Annotated in this window: 19 protein-coding genes; 10 read left to right on the plus strand and 9 right to left on the minus strand. The window is 70.4% G+C overall.

Features of this window, described 5'->3' with window-relative positions:
• Positions 1–22: 22 nt before the first annotated feature.
• Entirely contained in the window at positions 23–742 is a 720-nt protein-coding gene (locus A6P39_RS39640; protein WP_067038857.1) for an IclR family transcriptional regulator, read from the minus strand.
• 290 nt (positions 743–1,032) lie between these two features.
• Between A6P39_RS39640 and A6P39_RS39645 the strand changes: the two genes are divergently transcribed.
• Positions 1,033–1,680, plus strand: a complete 648-nt coding sequence (locus A6P39_RS39645) for a helix-turn-helix transcriptional regulator (protein WP_067038856.1) — start codon at positions 1,033–1,035, stop codon at positions 1,678–1,680.
• 59 nt (positions 1,681–1,739) lie between these two features.
• Positions 1,740–2,903 (plus strand): DSD1 family PLP-dependent enzyme, encoded by a 1,164-nt coding sequence (locus A6P39_RS39650; RefSeq protein WP_067038855.1) that lies wholly within the window; start codon positions 1,740–1,742, stop codon positions 2,901–2,903.
• A gap of 209 nt (positions 2,904–3,112) precedes the next feature.
• On the opposite strand, the gene A6P39_RS39655 is transcribed toward A6P39_RS39650, so the two are convergent.
• Positions 3,113–4,096 carry an aldo/keto reductase gene (locus tag A6P39_RS39655; protein WP_067038854.1) on the minus strand — a complete coding sequence of 328 codons (984 nt, stop codon included), beginning with the start codon at positions 4,094–4,096 and terminating at the stop codon, positions 3,113–3,115.
• A 125-nt stretch (positions 4,097–4,221) separates the two neighbouring features.
• Here A6P39_RS39655 and A6P39_RS39660 point away from each other — a divergent pair, with 125 nt between their 5' ends.
• From A6P39_RS39660 to A6P39_RS39670, 3 genes are all read left to right on the plus strand, one after another.
• On the plus strand, positions 4,222–4,809 hold the full coding sequence (locus A6P39_RS39660; protein WP_067038853.1) for a TetR/AcrR family transcriptional regulator: 588 nt from the start codon (positions 4,222–4,224) through the stop codon (positions 4,807–4,809).
• A 90-nt stretch (positions 4,810–4,899) separates the two neighbouring features.
• Positions 4,900–6,021, plus strand: coding sequence for an acyl-CoA dehydrogenase family protein (locus tag A6P39_RS39665; RefSeq protein WP_067038852.1), 1,122 nt, complete (start codon positions 4,900–4,902; stop codon positions 6,019–6,021).
• Positions 6,022–6,111: 90 nt separating this feature from the next.
• Positions 6,112–6,672, plus strand: coding sequence for a nitroreductase family protein (locus tag A6P39_RS39670; protein WP_067038851.1), 561 nt, complete (start codon positions 6,112–6,114; stop codon positions 6,670–6,672).
• 99 nt (positions 6,673–6,771) lie between these two features.
• On the opposite strand, the gene A6P39_RS39675 is transcribed toward A6P39_RS39670, so the two are convergent.
• Together A6P39_RS39675 and A6P39_RS39680 are read right to left on the minus strand one after the other, a co-directional pair.
• Positions 6,772–9,294 carry a DEAD/DEAH box helicase gene (locus A6P39_RS39675; protein ID WP_079133050.1) on the minus strand — a complete coding sequence of 841 codons (2,523 nt, stop codon included), beginning with the start codon at positions 9,292–9,294 and terminating at the stop codon, positions 6,772–6,774.
• A 104-nt stretch (positions 9,295–9,398) separates the two neighbouring features.
• Positions 9,399–10,322: a GNAT family N-acetyltransferase gene (locus A6P39_RS39680; RefSeq protein ID WP_067038850.1), complete on the minus strand. Its 924-nt coding sequence runs from the start codon at positions 10,320–10,322 to the stop codon at positions 9,399–9,401.
• A 344-nt stretch (positions 10,323–10,666) separates the two neighbouring features.
• On the opposite strand from A6P39_RS39680, the gene A6P39_RS39685 reads away from it, so the two are divergent.
• Positions 10,667–11,746, plus strand: a complete 1,080-nt coding sequence (locus tag A6P39_RS39685) for a protein phosphatase 2C domain-containing protein (RefSeq protein WP_067038849.1) — start codon at positions 10,667–10,669, stop codon at positions 11,744–11,746.
• 243 nt (positions 11,747–11,989) lie between these two features.
• Here A6P39_RS39685 and A6P39_RS39690 read toward each other — a convergent pair whose 3' ends face one another.
• On the minus strand, positions 11,990–13,633 hold the full coding sequence (locus A6P39_RS39690) for a rhamnogalacturonan lyase B N-terminal domain-containing protein (protein WP_067038848.1): 1,644 nt from the start codon (positions 13,631–13,633) through the stop codon (positions 11,990–11,992).
• A gap of 165 nt (positions 13,634–13,798) precedes the next feature.
• On the opposite strand from A6P39_RS39690, the gene A6P39_RS39695 reads away from it, so the two are divergent.
• Positions 13,799–14,971, plus strand: coding sequence for a hypothetical protein (locus tag A6P39_RS39695; RefSeq protein WP_067038847.1), 1,173 nt, complete (start codon positions 13,799–13,801; stop codon positions 14,969–14,971).
• Between the two features lie 26 nt (positions 14,972–14,997).
• Here A6P39_RS39695 and lpdA read toward each other — a convergent pair whose 3' ends face one another.
• The gene (gene lpdA / locus A6P39_RS39700; protein ID WP_067038846.1) at positions 14,998–16,395 is read right to left on the minus strand and encodes a dihydrolipoyl dehydrogenase; all 1,398 of its coding nucleotides are present in this window, start codon (positions 16,393–16,395) and stop codon (positions 14,998–15,000) included.
• A gap of 310 nt (positions 16,396–16,705) precedes the next feature.
• Complete coding sequence (locus A6P39_RS39705; RefSeq protein WP_079133049.1) at positions 16,706–17,026, minus strand: winged helix-turn-helix transcriptional regulator; 321 nt, start codon at positions 17,024–17,026, stop codon at positions 16,706–16,708.
• A 214-nt stretch (positions 17,027–17,240) separates the two neighbouring features.
• On the opposite strand from A6P39_RS39705, the gene A6P39_RS39710 reads away from it, so the two are divergent.
• Genes A6P39_RS39710 through A6P39_RS39720 form a run of 3 tightly spaced genes read left to right on the plus strand, consistent with a single transcriptional unit; the run spans position 17,241 to position 19,153 of the window.
• Positions 17,241–17,873 (plus strand): bifunctional 4-hydroxy-2-oxoglutarate aldolase/2-dehydro-3-deoxy-phosphogluconate aldolase, encoded by a 633-nt coding sequence (locus A6P39_RS39710; RefSeq protein WP_067038845.1) that lies wholly within the window; start codon positions 17,241–17,243, stop codon positions 17,871–17,873.
• Between the two features lie 39 nt (positions 17,874–17,912).
• Positions 17,913–18,158, plus strand: coding sequence for a hypothetical protein (locus tag A6P39_RS39715; RefSeq protein ID WP_067038844.1), 246 nt, complete (start codon positions 17,913–17,915; stop codon positions 18,156–18,158).
• A 5-nt stretch (positions 18,159–18,163) separates the two neighbouring features.
• The gene (locus A6P39_RS39720; protein ID WP_067038911.1) at positions 18,164–19,153 is read left to right on the plus strand and encodes a sugar kinase; all 990 of its coding nucleotides are present in this window, start codon (positions 18,164–18,166) and stop codon (positions 19,151–19,153) included.
• 73 nt (positions 19,154–19,226) lie between these two features.
• Here A6P39_RS39720 and A6P39_RS39725 read toward each other — a convergent pair whose 3' ends face one another.
• Positions 19,227–20,405: an SGNH/GDSL hydrolase family protein gene (locus A6P39_RS39725; RefSeq protein ID WP_234378668.1), complete on the minus strand. Its 1,179-nt coding sequence runs from the start codon at positions 20,403–20,405 to the stop codon at positions 19,227–19,229.
• 191 nt (positions 20,406–20,596) lie between these two features.
• Positions 20,597–23,014 carry a glycosyl hydrolase family 95 catalytic domain-containing protein gene (locus A6P39_RS39730; protein WP_067038909.1) on the minus strand — a complete coding sequence of 806 codons (2,418 nt, stop codon included), beginning with the start codon at positions 23,012–23,014 and terminating at the stop codon, positions 20,597–20,599.
• Positions 23,015–23,089 lie beyond the last annotated feature (75 nt).

Genomic DNA, 23,089 nt, shown 5'->3' on the forward strand with positions numbered 1-23,089 from the left:
ATTTCGAAGACCGGGCGTCTGTCTATCGCAGGTGATCGGCGCCCAGACCGTTCGAGAGTGCGCGGGCGCAGGTCCTGACGGCGGAGAGCACGGACCCGCACACCTTGCCGTCGTCGCAGATGCGCTCGCTCGCTCCTGTGGCACTCACCGCGGCGACAACGGCCTTCCGCCTGTCCCGGATCGGTACCGCGACGGAGAGCATGCCGGCGCACGCCGGTGCGGGGGCGCAGGCCCAGCCCTGGTCGCGCACGCTCCGCAAAATGTGCTCAGGAGCCGCCGGAGCGCCGGACGGCCTCGGCCTGTGGGCGTCCAGAACCATGCCCAGGGCGCTCCTCTCGAACGACGCCACTGTGCCGGTCTCCGGTATGAGATCGGCGGCGCCGGGCCGAAAGACATGATGGACGATCAGCACGCCCGACGGATGGGGCACGCCCACGTGCACCGTCTCTTTGGTGACCCTGGCCAAGTCGTCGGCCCACACGAGGGCGTGGGCGCGTATGTCGTGGGTCTGGAGGTAGCTGCCGCCCATCCGCGCCAGTTCCGCGCCTAACCGGTACTTGCCGGACGTCGGGTCCTGCTCGACGAAGCCCTCCTGGCGGAGCGTGTGCAGGATGCCGTACACCGTGCCCTTCGGCAGACCCAGGCGTGAGGCGGTGTCGGAGAGGCCGAACTGGCGCTCACCCGTGGCGAGAAGCCGCAGCACTGCCGCGGCTCGGGACAGGGACTGGATGGGACCCGGCATGTAGCCGCCTCCGTTGGCTCGGCCGACGCCGCTGGGCGCCGCTTCATGGCACTGCGAGCGTGAGTGTGCCATGCACCCATCGCGGCGGGGGAGCGGATGCGCAATCTTCGGACCCCAGGTAACTGCACGTCAGGGTCTTGGCACCCGCCGTCTCTCTCGGCCTGGCCGGCGGCTTCGCGGTACGGCTCTACGGCTCGCCCCCGTCGTCCTTAGACTGCAAATATAGATCTAGACAATTCGGCTAGGTGTGGATAGTCTGCTGCCCAGCAAGCGCCTCTGATGAAGGAACCATGAACCACGCCGCACGCACACAGGCCGCATCGGACGAGCACCTCATCCATGAGGCCGAGAAGATCGCCGTTGCGCTGGGCCGCATGTTCCCCGGGCTCTGCGAGGTGGTCCTGCACGATCTGCGTGACCCGCAGCACGCGATCCGGACGATCGAGAACAACCTCTCCGGCCGCCAGGTCGGGGACTCCGCGACCGAGCTGGGCCTGGCCCGCATCGCCGACCCGGACTACCCGAGCGTCCTGCAGAACTACCCCAACCAGTTCCCCGACGGCCGCCCCGCGAAGAGCACCTCCATCGGCATCAAGAACACCCGGGGCGAGTACATCGCGGCCCTGTGTCTCAACCTCGACGTGTCCGTGCTCTCCCCGGTCACACTCGCCCTGGCCAACCTGGTCGCCACGGACAGCGAACACCCTGACCACCCCCTGGAATCACTGCGGGACCGCAACGCACGCGAACTGCGCCAGACGGTCGAGGCTTTGGCGGCGGAACGCGCGGGCACCCCGAGGTCACTGAGCCGAGCCGACAAGAAGGCGCTCGTACGACAGCTGCACAGCGACGGCTACTTCCACTCGCGCGACGCCGCCCAGACCATTGCCGACCTGCTCGGTGTGTCCCGGGCGACCGTCTACAACTACACCAAGTGAAAGACCTTGACGGCGACAGCGCTCGGCCCGGACCTTCTGAGGAAACTGGACGTCACCCCATGCACACCGCCCCCGTCATCGCCCAGACGCTGGCCGACCCCGACACCCCGTTCGCCGTTGTCGACGTACACAGGATGCTGCGCAACATCGAACGGCTCGCGGCCAAGGCGGACCGGCTCGGCGTCGTGCTGCGCCCGCACGTCAAGACGGCCAAAAGCCTCGACGTCGCGGCGCTCCTGCACAGCGGCGCCCCGTGCCCGGTCACCGTGTCCACCCTCGCTGAGGCAGAGGCCTTCGCGGACGGGGGCTACACCGACATCACGTACGCCGTCGGCATCGATCCCCACAAACTGCCCCGGGTGATCGCCCTGTTGCGTAGCGGTGTCACACTGCGCATCCTGCTGGACAGCACCGAACAGGCCACCGCCGTGGCGGAAGCCGCCCGCCGGGCCGGTATCGGCATTCCCACCCAGATCGAGATCGACTGCGACGGCCACCGCGGCGGCCTCAGGACCGACGCCCCCGCCCTCACCCGCATCGGCCGGATCCTGCACGATGCCGCATGCCTGGACGGCGTGCTGACCCACGCGGGCGAGTCCTACTTCGCCTACAGCGCCGAGGAGCAGCGCCAGGCCGCGAAGAACGAACGGGACACCGCCGTCACGGCGGCCGGCCGACTGCGCGCCGCCGGCCTGCCCGTGCACACCGTCAGCGTCGGCTCCACACCGACCGCCCACGCTGCCGAGGACCTCACCGGCGTCACCGAACTGCGCGCCGGCAACTACGTCTTCTTCGACCTGGTCATGGCCGGCCTCGGAGTCTGCCGGACCGACGACCTGGCGCTGTCCGTCGTCGTCACCGTCATCGGGCACCGGCCCGAGTACGGATGGATCGTCACCGACGGCGGCTGGATGGCCATGTCCCGCGACCGCGGGACCTCCGCACAGGCCCGGGACCAGGGCTACGGCCTGGTCACCGACCTCGACGGCACCCTCGTCCCGGGCCTCGTGATGAGCGCCGCGAGCCAGGAACACGGCACCCTCACCGTCCGCGACGACGCCGTCCTGCCCGACCTTCCCATCGGCACCCGGCTGCGGATCCTGCCCAACCACGCCTGCGCCACCGCGGCACAGCACCGCGGCTACCACGTCATCGACAGCAGCCGGCCCACGACCGGCGCGCCTGCCGTCGAGGCCGTCTGGAGCCGCGTCAGCGGCTGGTGACCGTGTGCCCGAGCCCGGCGCCCGCCGACGTGAGCGCCCGGGCGGTCTCCACCCCGATTCCGGAACCGGCTCCGGTGACCCCGGCCCGGCGGCCGTGCAGGTCCGATCACCTCCGCGGCGGTTGTGGCCGAAGGCGTGGGGTGTCTGAGAATCGGACATGAACGCCGGGCCATGCGAACGGCGGGACGGCGTGAGAGCGCCGGCGGCTCTCAGCCGTTGAGCGTCCCCATGAATTCGGGCGCGTAGCGGTCGCCGGTGACCACGCCGTGAGGGGCGACCGCCTCGATCGCGGCGAGTTCCTCCGCGGTGAGGGTCACCTCGGTCGCGGCGACGTTTTCCTCGAGGTAGCGGCGGCGCTTGGTGCCGGGGATGGCGACGGCGCCCTGGTGCTGGACCCAGGCGAGTGCCAGCTGGGACGGCGTCACGTCCTTGGCAGTGGCGATGCGACGGACCGCACGGACGACGTCGAGGTTGCGGTCGAAGTTCTCGCCCTGGAACCGGGGGTCGGTACGGCGCCAGTCGTCCTCGGCGAAATCGTCGGGGCTGGTGATGGCGCCGGACAGGAAGCCACGCCCCAGCGGGGAGTAGGCGACCAGGCCGATCCCCAGCTCCCGGAGGGTGTCGAGCACCCCGTCGTGCTCGATCCCGCGCTCGAAGAGCGAGTACTCGGTCTGGACGGCGGTGAGCGGGTGCACGGCGTGAGCACGCCGGATCGTACCGGCGGACGCCTCGCACACACCGATATGACGGATCTTGCCCGCGGCGACCAGCTCGGACAGCGCACCGATCGTCTCCTCGACCGGCACGTCGGGGTCGATACGGTGCAGGTAGTACAGGTCGACATGGTCGGTGGCCAGGTGCCGCAGCGAGCGTTCGAGCGCTCGGCGCACGTACTCGGGCCGGCCGTTGAGACCGAGCGCAGTGCCGTCGTCGGTGATCTCGACACCCGTCTTGGTGGAGACGACAGCGGCATCACGGCGCCCGGCCAGCGCCTCGCCGAGGAGCTGCTCGTTACGGAAGGGGCCGTAGCTCTCGGCGGTGTCCAGCAGGGTGACGCCCAGCTCCAGCGCGCGGTCGATGGTGGCCAGCGACTCCGTCTCGTCGGTGGCGCCGTAGAAGGCGCTCATGCCCATGCAGCCGAGGCCCTGGGCTCCGACGGTCAGGCCCTGGCTGCCCAGTGCGCGGTGTTCCATGAGGTTTCTCTCCACTCGATGACCAGCTTGGTGACCAGCTGTGTAACTAACTGGATAGATACACACGGTAGGTGCCGGGATCGCCGGTGTCAATAACTAGATAGTTACTTGCTAGGGTGGTGGACATGCCACGCGATTCCAGTGCCACCAAGGCCCGGCTGCTCGACGCCGCCTTCAGTGAATTCGCCGCCTATGGCATCGCCGGGGCCCGGGTGGACCGGATCGCCGAGGCCGCGGGCGCGAACAAGCGGCTGATCTACGCCTACTTCGGCAACAAGGAGCAGTTGTTCGACGAGGTGCTGCGGCGGGCGCTGGCGGCCGGCGCAGAGTCGGTGCCGTTCGACGTCGACGACCTGCCGGGATACGCGGGCGCGATCTTCGACCACCTGGTGGCCCGGCCGGACCTCATGCGCCTGCGCCTGTGGAAGCTCCTGGAACGCCCCTCCGCCACCGAGTTCGAACCGGAGGCGTTCGAGCGCAAGACCGCCGCAGTGGCGGACGCGCAACAGCGTGGCGACCTCGCTCGGGAGATGCCCCCCGTCGATCTCCTCACCATGATCCTCGCCGCGGCCCAGGCGTGGTTCTGGGCCGCGGAAGGGGCTGACGCGCAGGCGAGCGGGTCGGGGTGGTCACCGGAGCGGCTGGCCGAGCACCGCGCGGCCGTGGTGGAGGCCGCCCGCCGGATCAGCGAGCCGAAGAACGCCGACGGGTAGTCCCTTTCAGGGCAGCAGAGCGCTTGCGGAGCCCTGGCGTGGAGGCGAGGCGGAATCGGAATCCGCCCGGCAGTGCGAGGAGAATCGCTCATGACGCGGACGCCGTCGGAACTGGACCGCGTGCTCACCGTGGTGGCGCAGCGGCGGGCCGAATTCGAGGAGAAGCGGCACATACCGCGCGATGTCGTGGCCGAATTCAAGCAGGCCGGGATCTACCGGGCGAGCACCCCGAAGCAGTTCGGTGGCGACGCCCTGCCCCCGGCGGAGTTCCTCCGCCTCATCGAGCGGATCTCGGTCGTCGACGGATCGGCCGGCTGGGTCGCCAGCTTCGGCTCCTCCCTCATCTATCTAGCGGCACTCCCACGGGACACCCAGGCCGAGCTGTACGCGGACGGACCCGACGTGGTCTTCGCCGGCGGCCTGTTCCCCGTGCAGGCCGCGGAACGGGTCGGCAACGGCTACCGGTTCTCGGGCCGCTGGAAGTTCGCGAGCGGCTGCAACGGCGCGGACATCCTGGGCGTCGGCATCAAGGGCGGCGAGCAGAAGGCTGGACGCCCGCTCACCGCGCTGCTGCGGCCCGACCAGGTGGAGATCGCCGAGAACTGGGACGTCATCGGTCTGCGCGGCACCGGCAGCCACGACCTCGTCGTCCACGAAGCGGTCGTACCCGAGGAGTGGACGTTCGTGCGCGGCGGCGAGCCCACCGTCGACGAACCGCTGTACCGCTACCCGAGCGTCCCGTACGCGGCCCAGGTCCTGGCGGTCGTCGGCCTCGGCGTCGCCCGCGCCGCGCTCGACCATGTCATCGCGCAGGGCGGCCGCTCCGGCTACACCGGCGCCCCGAAGCCCGCCGAACGGGCCACGTACCGCATCGCGGTCGGCCAGGCCGAGGCCCAACTCCGGTCCGCCCGTGCCTTCTTCTACGAGATCACCGAAGAAGTGTGGTCCACGGTCGAGGCGGGCGACCGCGCGACCCCCGAACAGGCCAGCCTGCTGCGACTCACCGCCGCCCATCTCGCCAAGACCTCCAGCGAGGTCGTACGGGCCGCCTACCAACTCGCCGGCATCTCCGCCATCGCCGACGACAGCCCCATGCAGCGCTACCTGCGCGACGCCTCGGTGGTGCCGCAGCACGCCTTCCTCCAGGAAGGCATGTACGACGGCGCAGGCGCGGTCCTGATGGGCGTCCAGCCCTTCCCCGGCTACCTCTGAAAGGCATCACCACCCGGGCGGCCGACTCGGGACCCGGTCCGCCGGCTTCCGGCCGGAATACGCCCGTACGGTGGCCGGTTGCACCGGGACATGCAACGTGATCCCGAACCGCCCGCCGGCCTTCATCCTCTGCTGGCGGGCCGGTTCAGCCCCTACCGGTTCGACCCGTCGGCCGCCGTCGACGACCACTCACTGGGCTTGCTGCTGGAAGCAGCGCGGTGGGCACCGTCCGCCGGAAACTCCCAGCCATGGGGCTTCTTCACGAGCCGGCCCGGTGAGCCGAAGCACGAACTGGTGGTGCGCCACCTCGCGCCCAGCTCGGCCCGGTGGGCGACGGACGCAGGTCTCCTCGTCGTGACGCTGACGCGACGCCACGTCGGCGACACGCAGCTGCTCTACTCCGAGTTCGCGGACTATGACCTCGGTCAGGCCATCGCCCACATGACCGTCCAGGCTCAGGCGATGGGGCTGGCCGCCCACCAGTTCCGCGCGTTCGACCTGGAGGGCCTCACCAAAGAGCTGTGCCCGAACCCGGGATGGGCGATCATCTCCATGATCGCGCTGGGAAAGGCGGCCGGAGAACCGCCGCAGACCCGCGACCGGCGCACCGTCGCCGATCTGCTGTCCGCCCCGTGGGCGCCGTCGGAGTAGTGGCGCGACCGGCCGAGAAGGACAGCGAGGCCGTCCCGGAGGAGGTGTTGCGCAGGGCAGGGCGGCGCGTGTCCGCCCGCACCCGGAAGGCGCCCTGACTCACGTCCACCGCATGCCGATCGCCGTGAGTTGTTCGACGCGTTCGGGGGTGAGGGCCGCGGCCCGGGAGCGTTGGTTGCTGATCCATGCCCCGAGCTTGACGTCCTGCTCCAGGTGCCGGCCGTCACCCCGGGCCACGGCGATGGTCTCGATGTGCTTGCGCGGGACCTGCAGGTGTCCCTCGCGCTGGAAGTACTGGCGGGCGGCGGTGTAGTACATCGTCCACCTGTCGCTGTGGCTCCGGCGCGCCTTCGGCTTCTCGTCCTCGCCGGCCGGCCGGATGCCGAGGATGTGCTCGAGCATCCATTGCTGGACGGTGGTGAGTCTGCCGTGGCCGAGGTGCTGCTGGTGCACCCAGCGTCCGAGGTCCTCGCCCTGGTACACGACCTCGCCCGGCGACGTGGGCAACGAGCCGCCGGCTTCGAGGTGTTGCCGGGTGAGGTGGAAGGCGCGTTGCCAGTCCAGTGGCCAGGCGGGGCACCAGGAGGGGTCGATGTCGTCGAGCTGCTCGCGTCGTTCCTCCGGCAGGGCGCCGGTCGTGGAGTGGACGGGGAGTCCTTCGGCACGCCGCCGCTCGAGTTCGGCGGCCTTGCGCGCGGCGGCCCTCGCGTTCTTCAGGAAGATCCCGACCTTGTAGCCCTGGTGGGTGGCGTCGAGCGGGGCGAGGGCGTGGCCGTGTTCAGCGGCCCAGCCGCGGACGGCGGCGATGCCCTGCTCCCAGGAGGTGTCGTGGTGGGACCAGATCATGCCGAGCTTCTCGAGCTGTGCGACACGCTCGGAGTCCAGACGGCCGCGTGCGTGGGCTCGTCGGGCGTCCGCGGTCCACTGCCCGAGCGGGTACCCGGCCAGCGCACGCGGCCATCCCGCTCCTTCCGCGTCGTGTCCTTCGGGGACACGGTAGGTGAAGGGGACGTTGAGGTCGCCGTGGAGCCGGGTGTAGTGGACGGCGGCCTGGATGCCACGGCGCCAGTGGGCGCGTTCGGGGTTGAGGACACGGAGGCTGATGAAGGCGGCGAGGTGTTCGGGGTCGCGCGGGGTGGAGAACTTCAGCAGTGCCCGTGCCGGCGCCGACAGGTGACCGTCGTCTTCGGCACGGTCGGTGTCGTGATCACCGGTGCGGGTCTGCACGCCTTTGGCGCGGCTCTGCGCCTGTGGTTCGGCAAGGCGTTCGACGATGCGTGCGTCGTGCGCCCGCAGGGCCGCGAGGAGTTTGGCGAGTCCGTCGTAGGCGCGGGAGGTGAGAAGGTTGTCGGGTGTCTCGCCGGGGCCGAGGAGGACGGGGACGACGAGGGAGGCGAGCTTGCCGTGGCCGGGCCGGGTGCGCAGGGCGCGGCCGACGGCCTGGACCAGGTCGGGCATGGAGCCCCGGACGTCGGCGAAGTAGACGCTGTCGCAGGCGTGGGTGTCGACGCCCTCGCCCAGCACCTTCACCGAGCCCAGGAAACCCCTGTCCACGGCCGTCCCGTCGTCGGTGGTGCCACGGGCGAACTGGTCGAGGACGCGCCGGCGGTGTCGGGGCGTGTGGTCGCCGCACAGCCACTGCGCCCAGACCCGCCCCGGATACCGCTCCGGTTCGGCCGCGTGCAGGCGCCGGGCGACGTCCGGGAGTCCGGCGGCGAACGCTTCGGCTTCCTTGACCATGTGGTGGAAGACGAGGGTGCGGTGGAAGTCCTCCTCGGTGCAGGCCTTCACCAGCGCGGTCTGCAGGGCCGCGAGCCGGGCCCCGCGGACGGCGTCCGAGTAGCCCTCGATGCCGAGGAGTTGGGCGGCCTGGAGGTGGGTGTCGGTGACGTCGACGCACACCACCTGATACGGGGCGCAGATGCCCCGGTCGATGGCGGCCGACAGCGTGAGCGTGAAGCACCGGCTGCCGAACGGACCGTCCGGGTCGTCGTCCATGGAGGCGACCAGCTCTCCGGGCACCCCCCGCTCCGCGCTCTCGCTCTCGTCGTCGGGCTGCCACAGGCGGGGTGTGGCCGTCATGTACAGCCGCCGCAACGCCGGGATCCGGGTGTTGTCGTGCACGACCGCCCACGGTTTGCCGATCCGCCCAGAGGTGCGGTGGGCCTCGTCGACCACGATCAGATCCCAGCCCGGCAGCCCGGCGGCGTGGGCTCGTTCCAGGGTTCCCAGTCCCAGCGACGCATACGTCGCGAACACCGTCACCTTCTCGAACGGCCCGACCCAGGCGATCAGCTCACCCACATCCGTCGTGTTCGGGAAGGATGCCTGGTCCCCGCGCAGGGAGGACACCCCGATCACTGGCCCCCTGCGCCCGCCCTCACGCCAGGCCGCCTCGGTCTGCGCGAGCAGATCCAGCGAGGGGACGAGTACCAGTACCCGGCCCGCTCGCAACTCCTCCGCACCGCGCACCGCCACCAGAGTCTTGCCCGACCCGGTCGCCATGACCACCTGGGTCCGCAGCCCCCGCTCCGGCACCGTCGCCCCGGCCGGCAACTCCAGGGCGCGCAGGACCGCGTCCACCGCTTCACGCTGGTGCGGACGAAGCTCCCGTACTGCCATACCCAAGGGCCTTCTGCTCGAGGCGACTGCCTGATGAAAGGCAGCCTAATCCAACGTGCTCCGTCGCCATCAGCGGCGCCAGACGCCCTTGAGCCGGTGCGCCGTCATGACGACCGGGCCGGGGTGCGGGGAAGCCCGATGGCACGGGACTCCTCTATGACGTGGTAGCCGGCGCTCGTATAGAGGCTCATGGCCACTTCGTTGCCACCCCATACGGTGAACATCAGCGACGAGTCGCCGGCCGCGAGCGTCGCCTGTTCGCCGGCCTTCATCGCGGCCCGCCCGTACCCCTTGCCGCGGTGCTGCTCCTGGACGTGCAGGGAGTAGCCGTAGGTGACCCCGGGGAGGTATCCGTGCTTCAGCCAGCCGGTGCCGATCCTTTCGCCGGCCGCCTCGAGCACGAGGAACGTGTTGCCGGGTGTGGCCAGGCCCTCGGGGATCAGGTCGGCGAAGTCGCGCTCGGACTTGAGCACGGCCTCCTCGGGGCTGAGGGCTCCCGACCGGACGATGCCGGCGATGTACGAGTCCTTCTCGGAGGCGAGCCACTCGGGGTACTCGGCCCGAGTCATCGGCCGCGCGGTGATGCCGTCGAGCGGTTGCGGCGGGGAACCGACGGACCGCGTCCTGACCTGGCCGAGGACGGAGTAGCCGTCGAACAGCGCGCCGGCGGTCTCGGTGAGCCGTGTGTACAGTCGGCGTGCGCCGCGCTCGGCGCACCAGTCCTCGGCCCACTCCAGGGCGCCCTGCTCGAGTCCCCGGCCGGCGTGGGACGCATCGACGCGGAGGTCGCCGATGAGGCCCTCGGGTGTCCCCTTGTCGTCGCTCACGATCACGGCGACGTGTCCCACTCGGGTACCGGCGTCCGTGATCTCGGCGACGGTCCAGTTGCCGATGCCGTCGCACGCTCTGGTGAGCATGCGCTCCGCGGCGGCCGTTCCAAGTCCCGCCGCCGCGTACGAGGCGCGCAGCCGCCGCTCGAAGTCCTTCCGCCAATGCGTGTGATCACCGAGGATGCTGAATTCCGTCACTTGATCACCCTAGCTGCGTTGTCATGGACCTGAACGCACACGTTCGGTGTGCTGTGGCAGTGGTGACTGCAGTGTCATGGGGGGCGGTTGTGCTTGGAGGGCTGTGGGCGTGTACGGCCGCGGAGAGGATCGAGGCGCGGTGTTCGGCGGCGTTTCTCGGGCCGGAACACACCTCGGGCCACACGGGAGCCCGGCCGGTCGCCAAGGGCCGGTCCGACGCCCGCAGCCGGGGTGCGACCGGAATCGACCGGCGCGTGTGCGGCGCACGTTCGGTTGACCTTCACCTTGGGGCAGGCCGCAGCATCGGTGGGGCCGGGCGCCGTGCTCGGCATGAGGAGGGCGGGATGGGACTGTTGACCATCGGGGTGTTCGCGAAGGCGTCCCGGCTGTCGCCGAAGGCACTGCGTCTGTACGACGAGCTGGGCCTGCTGACTCCCGCTCGCGTGGACCCGGCAACCGGCTACCGCCTATACGCCCCACAGCAGTTGGAGCAGGCCCGGCTGGTCGCCTGGCTCCGGCGGCTGGGGATGCCCCTGACCCGCATCCGGTACGTCTGCACGCTGGAGCCCGGCCCGGCGGCCCGCGAGATCCGCGCGTTCTGGGCCCGGGTGGAGGCGGACACCGCCGCCCGGCGGGACCTGGCCGCCTTCCTCATCGACCACCTGTCCCGGAAGGATCCCGTCATGGCCTCGACCGCCCGGCCCCTGCACATCCGCTACGCCGCCCTGTCCGACACAGGCCTTGCCCGCGAACGCAACCAGGACACCGCCTACGCCGGCTCCCGCCTGCTGGCCGTCGCCGACGGCTTCGGCACCACCGGAGCCCCCGCGAGCGCCGCCGCCGTGGAGGCGCTGAAGCACCTGGAGACCGACAGCATCCCGGCCGGCAGCCTCCTCGACGTCCTGGAAGACGCCGTTGAACAGGCCCAGCAGGCCGTGCACGGCGCCGCCGCGGCCGGCTCCCGCCCCGAAGAGGCCGGTACGACCCTGACTGCGATGCTGTGGACCGGCTCGCAGATGGCGCTCGTCCACATCGGTGACTGCCGGGTCTACCTCCTGCGTGACGGGAGGCTGTTCCAGATCACCCACGATCACACCGTCGTGCAGTCGATGGTCGACGAAGGACGCCTCACCCCGGAAGAAGCGATGTCCCACCCCCAGCGGTCCCTGCTGGTGCGCGCGCTGGGCCGGGGTGCTGACGGCACCCCCGACATGCGCCTGCACGACGCCCTGCCCGAAGACCGGTACCTGGTGTGCTCCGACGGCCTGTCCACCGTCGTGGCGACCGAGGAGATCCGCCGGGCGCTCTGCGGCACCAGGGAGCCCGAACAGGCCGTGCGCGAACTGATCGCCCTCGCCAACGGCTCCGGCGGCCCCGACAATGTCAGCTGCGTCGTGGCGGACGTGATGGAGCCCCAGCAGTAGCAGGCCGGGGGACTGCCCGCCGCAGAAGAAGTCCAGAGCTTCCGGCGTCTGGTGCGGACTCGCAGGCCGCGCCAGACCCGAAGTGGCACGTCCATGGCACGAGCCTGAATCCGCCGCCAGGCCTGTCCGACTGTCTCGCCGATCACCCCGACGCGGTCCACAGCCCCACGCCCGCTCGGCGGGCGCGGCGCACCGCTCCGTAACCGCAGGCACGATCGAGCCGCCCGCGGCCCGTCCCCGGGATCAGTACATCTCCACGCAGTCGTAACTCATGCCCGGACTCAGATAGGCGCTGCCGCTCGAGCCGCTGATGACGTTGATGGTCAGCGTGTTGGTGCCGACGACGAACGCACCGGCCGGGACGGAGTAGCTGAACAAGGTGTTGTTGCCGCGGTAGGTGCCGATGGTCAGGCTGCGGGAACTCGGCTGGCCGGAGGCGCCGCGTGCGGACGAGGTCCAGTCGTTCACGGTGATCCGGGGCCGGCCGCCCGCGTAGGCGGCGGTGATGCCGATGCGGACCGTGCGGGCCGCGATCTGGGCGGAGGTGAGGGTGAAGACCACCTTGGTGGGGTTGTTGACGTCCTTCCACTGGTAAGCGGGGAAGTCGGCGGCGGAGCTGCTGCCCACGGTGTAGGTGGTCGGCCCCCAACTGCTCATCCGCGCGTCGGAAGGGTGCATGGAGGTCAGCCGGGAGCCGTTCCCGAACGACGCCGGTGTGCCGTTCCACTCGCCGATGCGGAAGAGGGCGGCGGGCGTCGTCCAGGTGGACGTGATGTTCTGGCCGGTGGTGGCGGTGCCCGCCGACACCGTCACCGTGCGGGTGGCGACGGCCAGTTCGTCCTGGTACAGCGTCTGGGTGTACGTACCCGGCTTCATCATCGGGCTGCTGAAGTTGCCGGTCGAGGCGTCGGGCGTGCACCAGTACTGCGCCGTGTCGTTGGCGAAACCGACCAGGACGGCCGAGCCGCTCGCCGCGCCGGACGCCTTTCCCCTCACATAGCCGCGTCCGGAGTCCGCCACCGCGCCGCGCAGCCCGAGCCCGTACAGGAAGCTCATGTCGGGGGCGCTGGGCGTGCTCGTGCCGCCGACCATGAGCGCGTAGGGCCCGTACAGGACGCCGAGCCGCTGGTTCTCGGTCTGGTTGTGCGCGGAGTACAGGTAGTTGTACAGCTCGATCGACGAGTCCGTGCCCTGCTGCTCGATGTCGCGGAAGAAGGGTCCGCCGGCGCTGCTCTCCCGGTTGCCATACACCATGTGGACGCCGATGCCGCCGCCCGTGACACCGCGCGGGGTCAATTCCAGGGCGCGGCGGTTGGAGTAGTACTTCGAGCGGGTCTGGCTGCCGACCTGGTAGATGTCCGAGGACTCGATGGCCGTGCCGCCGCTGATGTCGGACGAGGTGTTGATCGTGCTGAGGACGGAGCGGTTGAGGTACTGGATCCAGCGGAGTTCGCCGCCGCCCGCGGAGTCCACGTAGGTGGCCATGTAGATGGTGTTCCGGCCGCTCGCCACGACGAAGTAGTGGACCAGGGTGCCGCTGCCGTACCAGTTGGTGACCGACTCGGTGACGATGATGTAGTCGCCGGTCTGTGCCGCGGTGACCGTCGCCGAACCGCCCAGTCCCGACTCGACGTGGGACCCCTTGGTCCCGGAGGGCTGGAGTTCGGTGTCGTTGTAGTTCAGGGACGTCATGTCGCCGTTGCTCTGGCTGATCCTGAAGGTCAGCCCGGCGCCGGTGTTCACGGTGTAGTAGCCGCCGCCGCTGGTGTAGCCGAAGCCCGCCGCGGCCCGCGCGGGACCGGCGGCCGTGAGAACGGCCGCACCGGCGCTGCCGAGGGGGACGAGGGCGGCGGAGGCCGCAAGCACGGACCGTCTGCTGAGGGCCAATTCCGGTTCCTTTCAAGTGGGTTGGAATCCGCAAGGAGTGCAGAGCACGGGGAAAGCGCTTACTGTCAGCCGGGGAACGTAGCAACGCCCCTCACACGCGTCAATCGACGGCAACCAATCCGTGGTGGCCGGCAACTTCACGGCATCAACGAGTCGGAGGCAGACATGACTTCACCTGCACACAGTCGCCGTACCGCACGCCGTACCGTCGTCGCCGCGGCCGCCGCCCTGGGCGCGGCGGCCGTCGCCGTCCTCGCTCCCGGTTCCTGGGCCGGCCCGGCCCGGGCCGCACGCCCGGCGGTGGCGTTCGACGGCGCGGTGGGCTACGGCGCCACAGCCACCGGGGGCGCGGGCGGGAACACGTACCACGTGACCAACCTCAACGACTCCGGCAGCGGATCGTTCCGGGACGCGGTGAGCGCATCGCACCGCATCGTCGTCTTCGACGTGGGCGGCTACATCACGCTGAACTCCGCGGTGTCCGTGGCCGACGACATCACCATCGAGGGCGACACCGCACCCGGCCAGGGCATCGGCCTGCGCGGGAGGGAGGTGTCCTTCTCCAACTCCTCGAACGACATCGTCCGTTACGTCAGATTCCGGGAGGGTACGCTCGACCCGGCGAACGGCAAGGCGAGCCTGGCGCTCGCCCGGGCGAGCGACATGATCTTCGACCATGTGTCGGTCGAGTTCGCCAAGTGGGACGACATCGACGCCGTCGGCGCCAAGAACATCACCGTGCAGGACTCGATCATCGCCGACCCGATCGGGCAGCGGTTCGCCGCGCACACCGAGGGCGGACCGTTCACCTGGTACCACGACGTCTTCGCCGACGCGCACAACCGCAACCCGCTGGCCAAGGCCGACACACAGTTCGTCGGCAATGTCGTGTACGACTACCAGGGCGGGTACACGGCCGGCAACTCCGGCGGGACCTTCCGGCACGACGTGGCCGACAACGCGTTCATCGCCGGACCCGTCACCGGTACGGCGTCCAACGCCTACTACCAGATGGCCCACCAGACGGTCTGGAACAGCGGCAACATCCTGGACGGCGACAAGGACGGCAAGCTCGGCGGCACGGCGCTCGGTGTCGGCGCAGGCGCCACCGGCCTCGCCTCCCCCTGGTCGCCCACCACCGCGTCGCTGGCGGCCTCCGCGGCCAGCGCGCGGGACGCGTACGCGCAGGCCGTCGCCCAGGCCGGCGACCTGCCCCGGGACGATGTCGACTCGCTGGTGATCGCCGACGTCACCTCACTCGGCACTGGCGGACGGCTGTGGTCGTCCCAGACCCAGACCGGTCTGGGCAACGACGGCTACGGAACCATCACCGGGTAGCCGGGAACTTCCGGGACCTCGCGTGCTCAGAGGTTGATCATGTGGCCGGCGAGGCCGTGCAGGGCGTCCTGTACCGCCTCGCTCAGGGTGGGATGCGCGTGGACGTTCCTGATCAGCTCGGACACCGTCAGATCCCATTTCTGGGCGAGGGTCAGCTCCGGGAGGAGTTCCGTCACGTCCGGGCCGATCAGATGGGCGCCGAGCAGTTCGCCGTAGCGGGCGTCGCTCACCAGCTTCACGAAACCGGCCGTGTCGCCGAACCCGTGTGCCTTGGCGTTGGCCGTGAAGGGAAACTTCGCCACCCGGACATCGAAGCCCCCGGCGCGCGCCTCGGCCTCGGTCCAGCCGAAGCTGGCGATCTGGGGCCGGCAGAACGTCGCACGCGGGATCATGCGGTAGTCCAGTTCCATCGTCTCCACGCCGGCGATGCTCTCGGCGGCGACGACCCCCATCGCCTCGGCGGCGTGGGCCAGCATCAGCTTCGCCGTGACGTCGCCGATGGCATAGATGTGCGGCTGACTGGTGCGGCAACGGCCGTCCACGTCGATCGCACCGCGGTCGGTCAGCCGTACCCCCGCGGAGGCCAGCCCGTAGCCGGCGGTACGCGGCTGGAAACCCGTGGCCTGCAGGACCTTGTCGGCCTCCAGGACTTGTGGTTCGTCACCCTGCCGGACCATCACACGGACACGGTCGGCGCCCTCTTCGACGGACTCGACGCGGGCGGAGGTCAGCACGTGGATCCCCTGCCGTGCGAACCGCTTGGCCAGCTCCGCCGACACCTCCTCGTCCTCCAGGGGCGCGATCCGGCCGAGGAACTCGACCAGCGTCACCTCGACGCCGTAGGAACGCAGCAGATAGGCGAACTCCACGCCGATGGCGCCCGCCCCGGCGATGATCAGGCTCGACGGGAGGCTGTCGGCGAGGATCTGCTCCTCGAACGTCACGACGCGCCGGCCCAGGGTCGTACCCGGCAACAGCTTCACGGTCGCGCCGGTGGCGATGATGCAGGAGCGGAAGGAGAGTGTCGTCTCGCCGTCGCGCAGGCGTACCTGCAGCGTGTGCGGGTCGATGAAGATGCCCTGGCCCTCGAACTGGGCGATCTTGTTCTTGCGCATGAGGTAGCCGACGCCTTTCGCGCGGCCGTCGGCCACCGTCCGGCTGCGCTCGTAGGCGTTGCGGTAGTCCAGGTTCACATCCCCGCTGATCTTCACGCCGAACTTGTCCGCATCGTGCAGGATCAGCTGGGCGACCTCGGCGTTGCGCAGCAGTGCCTTCGCCGGGACGCAGCCGATGTTCAGGCAGACGCCGCCCCAGAAACGGGCTTCCACGATGGCCGTGCGAAGCCCCAGCTGCGCGCAGCGGATGGCCGCCACGTATCCGCCGGGGCCCGCCCCGAGCACGACGACATCGAAGTCAGTGTCCATCTCCACCTCTCCCACGCTGTTCGTCGGCACCGTTCACGGTGCCGGACACCTCGATTCGTCGGTTGCCGCCGGTGCCGGCACAACTTGAACGCTGGTCGCTCGCCGGCCGGCCTGCAACCGGGGACCTGGGGCCATATGGGTGGGTGAAGCAGGCGCCGGCCCCCTTGGGACGAAGTTCGTCCCGAGCCAGCCGTCGGTGATCTCGCCGGTGAGTTCCAGCACTGCGTAGTTGCGAATTGAGACTTACCCTGGCAAGGCTTCTGACCCGCATCTGCCTGCTGAGTTTCAAGGAGGGACTCGTATCATCGGGTCATGAGGCGTACGACGTTCGCGGACTGGCCCTGCTCTGCGGCCCGGACGGACCTGGCCGAGGGGTGACATCCTCCCAGCACAGGGGCTCCTTGCAGTGTGAGCAGACGACCTCGGCGCGAGTGTCGTGACCACACGGCTCGTGACGGGTGGTGACCGGCACTCCCGCCTCCTCGGCGAGCCAGCGGTCGCCCCAGGCGGTGATGGCCAGGATCACGGGGTAGAAGTCGCGGCCCGACTCGGTGAGCAGGTACTCGTGCCTGACCGGCTGGGTCTCGTAGACGCGTTTCTCCAGCAACCCCGCATCCACCAGCCGGCGCAGGCGTTCGCGCTGATGCGGACCATCCGCTCACACCCCTTGTCGCAGCATCGGAGTGGAGCCGATGCCCGGCCGCGTCTTCGACCCCGCCGAAGCCGCCCGCGGTGACGCGGCCGTCGTCCCCGGGGCCGGAGCGGTGCGCCGGCGGCTGACCCTGACCGACAGCTGTGTCTGCCCCTGACCCCCGCCGTACCCGAGTGAATTGGACTCCCTGTTGATGGACCTGCGAGCGGCTCTGACCGCGCACCGTCTCGTCGCGATCGTGCGCGGTGACGATCCCGACGCCGCGTTGCGCACCGTACTGACCCTGGCCGACGAAGGCATCGAACTCATCGAGGTGTCGCTGACCGGCAAGAGCGCCCTGACCGTCCTCGAGCGGGCCCGGCAGGCACTCGGCCCGGACCAGCCGCTCGGCGTCGGCACCGTACTGAACGCCGCCGACGCCCGGGCCGCCCGAGGGGCCGGCGCCGACTTCGCCGTCACCCCCGCGCTGGGTGGGGGCGTCGGCGCGGCGATCGAGGCGGGCATGCCGGTCCTGGCCGGCGTGCTGACCCCTACCGAGATCGTGGCCGCGCGCGGCCTCGGCGCCGCCGCGCTGAAGATCTTCCCGGCAGCCCAGGTGGGCGGGCCCGCCTACCTCAAAGCCCTGCGCGGACCCTTCCCGAACGAGCCGTTCGTGCCCGTGGGCGGCGTGGACGAGGCCACGGCGCACGCCTACCTGACCGCCGGGGCGACCGCGGTCGGCGTCGGCTCCCCGCTGGTCGGCGATGCCGCCGACGGCGGCAGCATCTCCGCCCTGCGCGCCCGCGCCCGCTCCTTCCGCGCGGTGGCCGAGGAGTTCACGCCGTGACCTGGACCTTGCGTCCAGACCGGCTGGAACCCGGCGAAGGTGTCCGCTGGACCGCCGGGGGGATCGTGCGTCGACATCCTCGCCGGCCGTCTGCTCGCCGCACCCGACGAGCCCGCCGCGCCGCTGCAGCAACTGGCCCAACTGCCCTTCCCACTGGGCGCGGTGGCGCGGGGCTGGTTCTGGGCGGGCAGCATGGCGTACACCGCCGGGCGTGAAGGCGGGACCGTTGGGCACGGTGCCCGGCAGGTGGCCGGAGTGTGCCGGCCGGCGAAGGAGGTGGCATGACACACATGACCGGTATGTGGCGGCCGGCCGACGGCCCTGTGGTGTGTGTCGGCGAGACGATGGCGGCCCTGGCCCCCACACCGACCGGGCCGCTCGACGGTGCCGGGGACCTGCGGCTGTCGGTGGCCGGAGCGGAGTCGAACGTGGCCATGTACCTGGCCGAACTGGGCCGTCCGGTCTCCTGGCTGTCGGCACTCGGCGACGACGCCTTCGGCCGGCGGGTGCGTGCCGCCATCGCCGCAACGGGCGTCGACGTCACCGGCGTACGCACCGACCGCGAGCGCCCCACCGGCCTGCTCGTGAAGGACCCGGGCCCCGCCCGCACCCGCGTGCACTACTACCGTTCAGGCTCGGCGGCCTCGGCCCTCGGCCCCGGGATCCTGGACGACGAGCGGTTGCGGACCGCCGCCCTGCTGCACCTGACCGGGGTGACCCCGGCGCTGTCTCCCTCCTGCCGGCACCTCGTGGAACGCGCCCTCGGCGCCCCGGCGGGCGCACGGCCGTACGCCGTCAGCTTCGACGTCAACCACCGCCCCGCGCTCTGGTCGGACGGCACGGCCGCCGCCATGCTGCGCGACCTGGCCGGCCGCGCCGACATCGTGTTCGTCGGCCTCGACGAGGCGCAGGGTCTGTGGGGCTCCGATCTCGAAACGGCCGACGTACGGGGGCTGTTGCCGTGCCCGCGCATCCTCGTCGTCAAGGACGGTGCTCGGTCCGCCACCGCCTTCGGCGAGGAGGGCGCGTGCACCGTGCCGGCTCTGCGTACCAGGGTTGTGGAACCCGTCGGCGCGGGCGACGCCTTCGCCGCGGGCTTCCTCGCCGGACTGCTCGACGGCGGGGACCTGCGGCGTGCGCTGCGGCAAGGCCACATCACGGCGTCGTCCGCCCTCAAGGCGAGCGCGGACCACGGGCCGCTGCCCGATACGGACACGATCGAGCGGCTCCTGGGGCTCAGCGACGGGCACTGGGCGCAGCTCGGGCTGACGGCGGTGTGAGGCGCGCCGTCGGCCCGAGGCCGCCCGGTTGTCCCGGTGGAATGGTCACCCGGCCGGAACGGACCGGTGTGCGTCAGGTGCGCAGGAGCCGCAGGTCGATCGCGTCGGCCATGGCCTTCATACCCCCGTCGTTGGGGTGGATGTGGTCACCGGAGTCGTACGCCGGCTCGAGGGCCGCCGGGTTCGACGGGTCACGCATGGCCTGGTCGAAGTCGATGACCCCGTCGAAGGCGCCGCTGGTGCGGATCCACTGGTTGACGCTCTGTCGGATCGCCTCTGCGGCAGACGTGTAGTAGCCGTTCCCCTCGTCGGGCATCAGGGTTGCGCCGACGACGCCGACGTGGGCGGCATGCGCCTCGGCGATCAGAGTGCGGTAGCCGTCGATGAGATCCTGGGCGGTCAGCGGCCGGCCGTCGGGCCCGGCGTTGTTGCCGATGTCGTTGATCCCTTCGAAGAGGATCACGTCCTTGACGCCCGGCTGGCCGAGGGCGTCGTGCCCGAAGCGCTTCAGGGCGCTGACGCCCTGCCACAGGTTGGGGACGTCGGTGAGGACCCGGTTGCCGCCGATGCCGGAGTCGACGACGCTCAGCCTCTGCGGGCCCGGTCCGGCGGCCAGCCGGCGGCCGAGGAAGTCGGGCCAGCGGCTGTAGGTGCCGGTCGACGAATGGTAGCCGTCGGTGATGGAGTCGCCGAAGGCGACGACGGTGCCCTTCGCGGTCGGCGACACGACGTCCAGCCCCGCCAGGTAGTACCAGGAGGTCGTCGTCGTGCCGAACGCGGCGGCACCGTCGTCACCGGTGTGGTCGCCGGAGGCGATGTAGGTGGTGTCGAACGCGTCGGAGTGCCAGGTCGACATTCCCGTCGTGCCCGGCACATACAGGCTGACGAGCAGGTTCTCGCCCGCGCTGACCGAGATCGGGACGACGTCGCTGACGGCCTCTTCACCGGCGGGTATCGTGAGGCGGCCAAAGCGGCCGAAGGTGACGTTCCGCGTGGTGCCGCGCGTCGCCTCGCCACCCTTCGCCTGGACGGCCACGTCCACGGCGCTGACGTCGAGCGGGGTGGTGCTGTACCGGTTGGACAGGGTGATGCGTGCACCCGAGCCGGCGACGCTGCTGTGCACCACCATCCGGATGGTCTGGTTGCCGAAGGACGGACCGCCGGTCGTCATGCCGGGCGACCAGGCACTGACCCGTGTGCCCTTGCCCTGCGGCGAAGACGTGGCGGCGTGTGCCGCGTTGGCGGTGCTCAACGGAACGACCGCGAGGGCCAAGCCGGTCAGTGCGCCGCACACGCACAGCAACGACCTGCGACGCGGTCGGCGATCCGCCGCCGTTCTTTCCTCTTTCCGGGACATCTTCTTCCGGCACATCGTCTTCCGGGACATCGTCGCTCTCCACTCTCGTCGTCGTCCGCACACCATGAATTCCATTGCGGCCGGCCTCAGCCGAGGTTGCCCAACGTGACGGACTCACCGGGCTCGAGACTGATCCTCCGCGACGTGCTGCCCGCGAAGACGGTCGTGTCACGGCCACCGACGCTCTTCAGCGTCACCTGCGTGACCTTGCCGTTCTTCCAATGGAGGTCGGCGACGAAGCCACCGCGCACGCCGACGCCCGACACCGAGCCGGATGCCGCCCACGCGGCGGGCAGCGCGGGCAGCAACTCGACGTGGCCCGGGCGCGAGTAGAGCAGCATCTCGATCATCGCGGAGGGTGTGCCGAAGTTGGCGTCGATCTGGAAGATGCCGCGGCCCTGCCCCATGTCCATGATGTCGAAGAGGTTCGACGCGCTGCCGTTGCTGCCGTGCACCGACGGCTTCAGGTTGTTGACGACGAGCTGGTAGGCCTTTTCCGCGTTCTTCAGCCGGGCCCAGCACAGGCTGCGCCAGGCGTTGGCCCAGCCGTAGCTGTTCATGCCGCGGGAGGTCAGCAGTGCGGTGGTGCCGGCGAGGATCTCCTTCGGCGTGGAGTCGTCCGGGCGGATCCGGTCGCCGGGGAAGAGGCCGAAGAGCGGGGAGAGGTGCCGGTGGGTGGTGTCGCCGAGGTTGTCGGGCGACATCCACTCCTCCAGCCAGCCGCTGCTGGGGCTGACCACGGGCAGGTACAGGCGCTCACGCAGAGCGTCGATGGTGGTGCTGTAGGAGATGTCCTTGCCCAGTATCCGCGTTGCGGTGTGGTAGTTGCCGAAGAGGTTCCACACCAGTTCCTGGGCGTAGGTGATGCCCTTGGCGTCCTGCGGGCCCTGCTCGGGGGACCAGTCGCTGTCGTCGACGAGGACCTCGCGCGGGGCTCCGGAGGAGTCGGTGACCGTCGTGGTGACCAGGCGGGCCTCCCAGAACTCGACGGCGCCCTTGAGGAGGGGATAGATCCTCTCGAGGTAGGCGCGGTCCTGGGTGAACTCGTAGTGCTCGAACAGACTCTGGCAGAGCCAGGCGCCGGCGCCGGGGTGCCACCACCAGCCGCTGCCGCCGTAGGGGTTGGTGGAGAAGGCCACCGCCCAACCGGCGATCTTCCCACTGGAGTTGCGGTACCGGTTGGTGGGGCTGTTGAACAGCCGCTGGGTGACGTCCGTCCAGGAGGAGAGCTGCGCGAGGCAGTAGTCCGCGAAGGCGTCGAAGCATGCGGACAGACCCGCCCGGTCGGCCATCCAGTAGTTCATCTGGACGTTGATGTCGGTGTGGTAGTCGCCCATCCAGTCCGGATCGTTGCCGTCCAGCCATGGACCCTGCAGGCCCATCGGCAGGCTGCCCCGCGATCCGGAGATCATCAGATACCGGCCGAACTGCAGGTAGGCGGCCTCGAGTTCGGGGTCGGGGACGTTGTCCCGGTCGCGCGCCTGCACCCGTTGCCAGGTGTCCAGCCTGCGCTGGGCGGCGGACGAGGGGCCGAGGTCGATGTCCAACTGCTCGAAGAGGGGGCGGAAGTCGGCGACATGCGTGTGCAGCAGAGTGGCCGCGGAGTGGCCTGCCGCGTCGAGTACCTTGGTCCGCGCCAGGTGTTGCGGATCCACGGACGGGTCGCGGAACCCGGCGGCCGCGTCCGGCGCGTAGTCGGTGCCGCCGCTGACCACCACGGTGAGGTCCGCGCAGCCGCTGAAGGAGATCGACGTCCCGTCGACGGCAACTGTGCCGGTGCTGCTGCGGGCCGTGACCGCGGCGCCGTACTTCAGGCCGTTGGCGAAGGATGCCCCGAACGAGGCGGAGCGTCCGGCGCCGTCGGCGGTGGTGGACTCACCGTGCGTTCCGGCGAGGGAGACGGTACCCGTGTAGGTTCCGCCGCCCTGCTGGGAGAAGTGCACGACGATGACGTCGTCGGGGCGGCTGGCGAAGATCTGCCGGTGATAGGTGACTCCGGACAGGTCGTACGACGCGCTGACGAGGCCCTGGCCCAGGTCGAGGGTGCGACGGTAGCTGTCGACGGAGCCCAGGTCGTGCCCGGGGACGTCGACGGTGAGATGGGCCAGCAGGGTCAGGGAGCCGAAGTCGTCGCGGCCGTAGGGGAACTGGCCGTCGCTCTGCAGGGTGTCGTTGATGCCACCCGTCCACAGGGTCGAGTCGGTGATCATCAGCAGTTCGCTGGCGGGGTCGTTGCTCGCGAGCGCGCCGAGTCGGCCGTTCCCGACGGGCAGTCCCTGCCGGATCATCGAGTCGGGGGAGGCGGGGGCCTGCCACCACAGCTGGTTCCTCGCCGCGGCGGCCGGGGACAACAGGGGCGAGGAGGTGGGGCGCAGGGGAGCCGCCGAGGCGCTGAAGGCGGGCAGAGCGCCGAGGGCGGCGGCCGTGCCGGCTGCGGCGGCGAGGGCGAGGAAGCCCCTGCGGTTCGGGTGGTTGTCGCGCGATTCGGTGTGCTGGTTGTCCACGTTGTGCACTCCATGTCCAAGGGACGGCGCATGCGGGAGACGGCGGGTGCGGGAACAGGGTGTGCGGGCCCCTCG

The sequence above is a fragment of the Streptomyces sp. FXJ1.172 genome, from assembly GCF_001636945.3.
GTDB lineage: Bacteria > Actinomycetota > Actinomycetes > Streptomycetales > Streptomycetaceae > Streptomyces.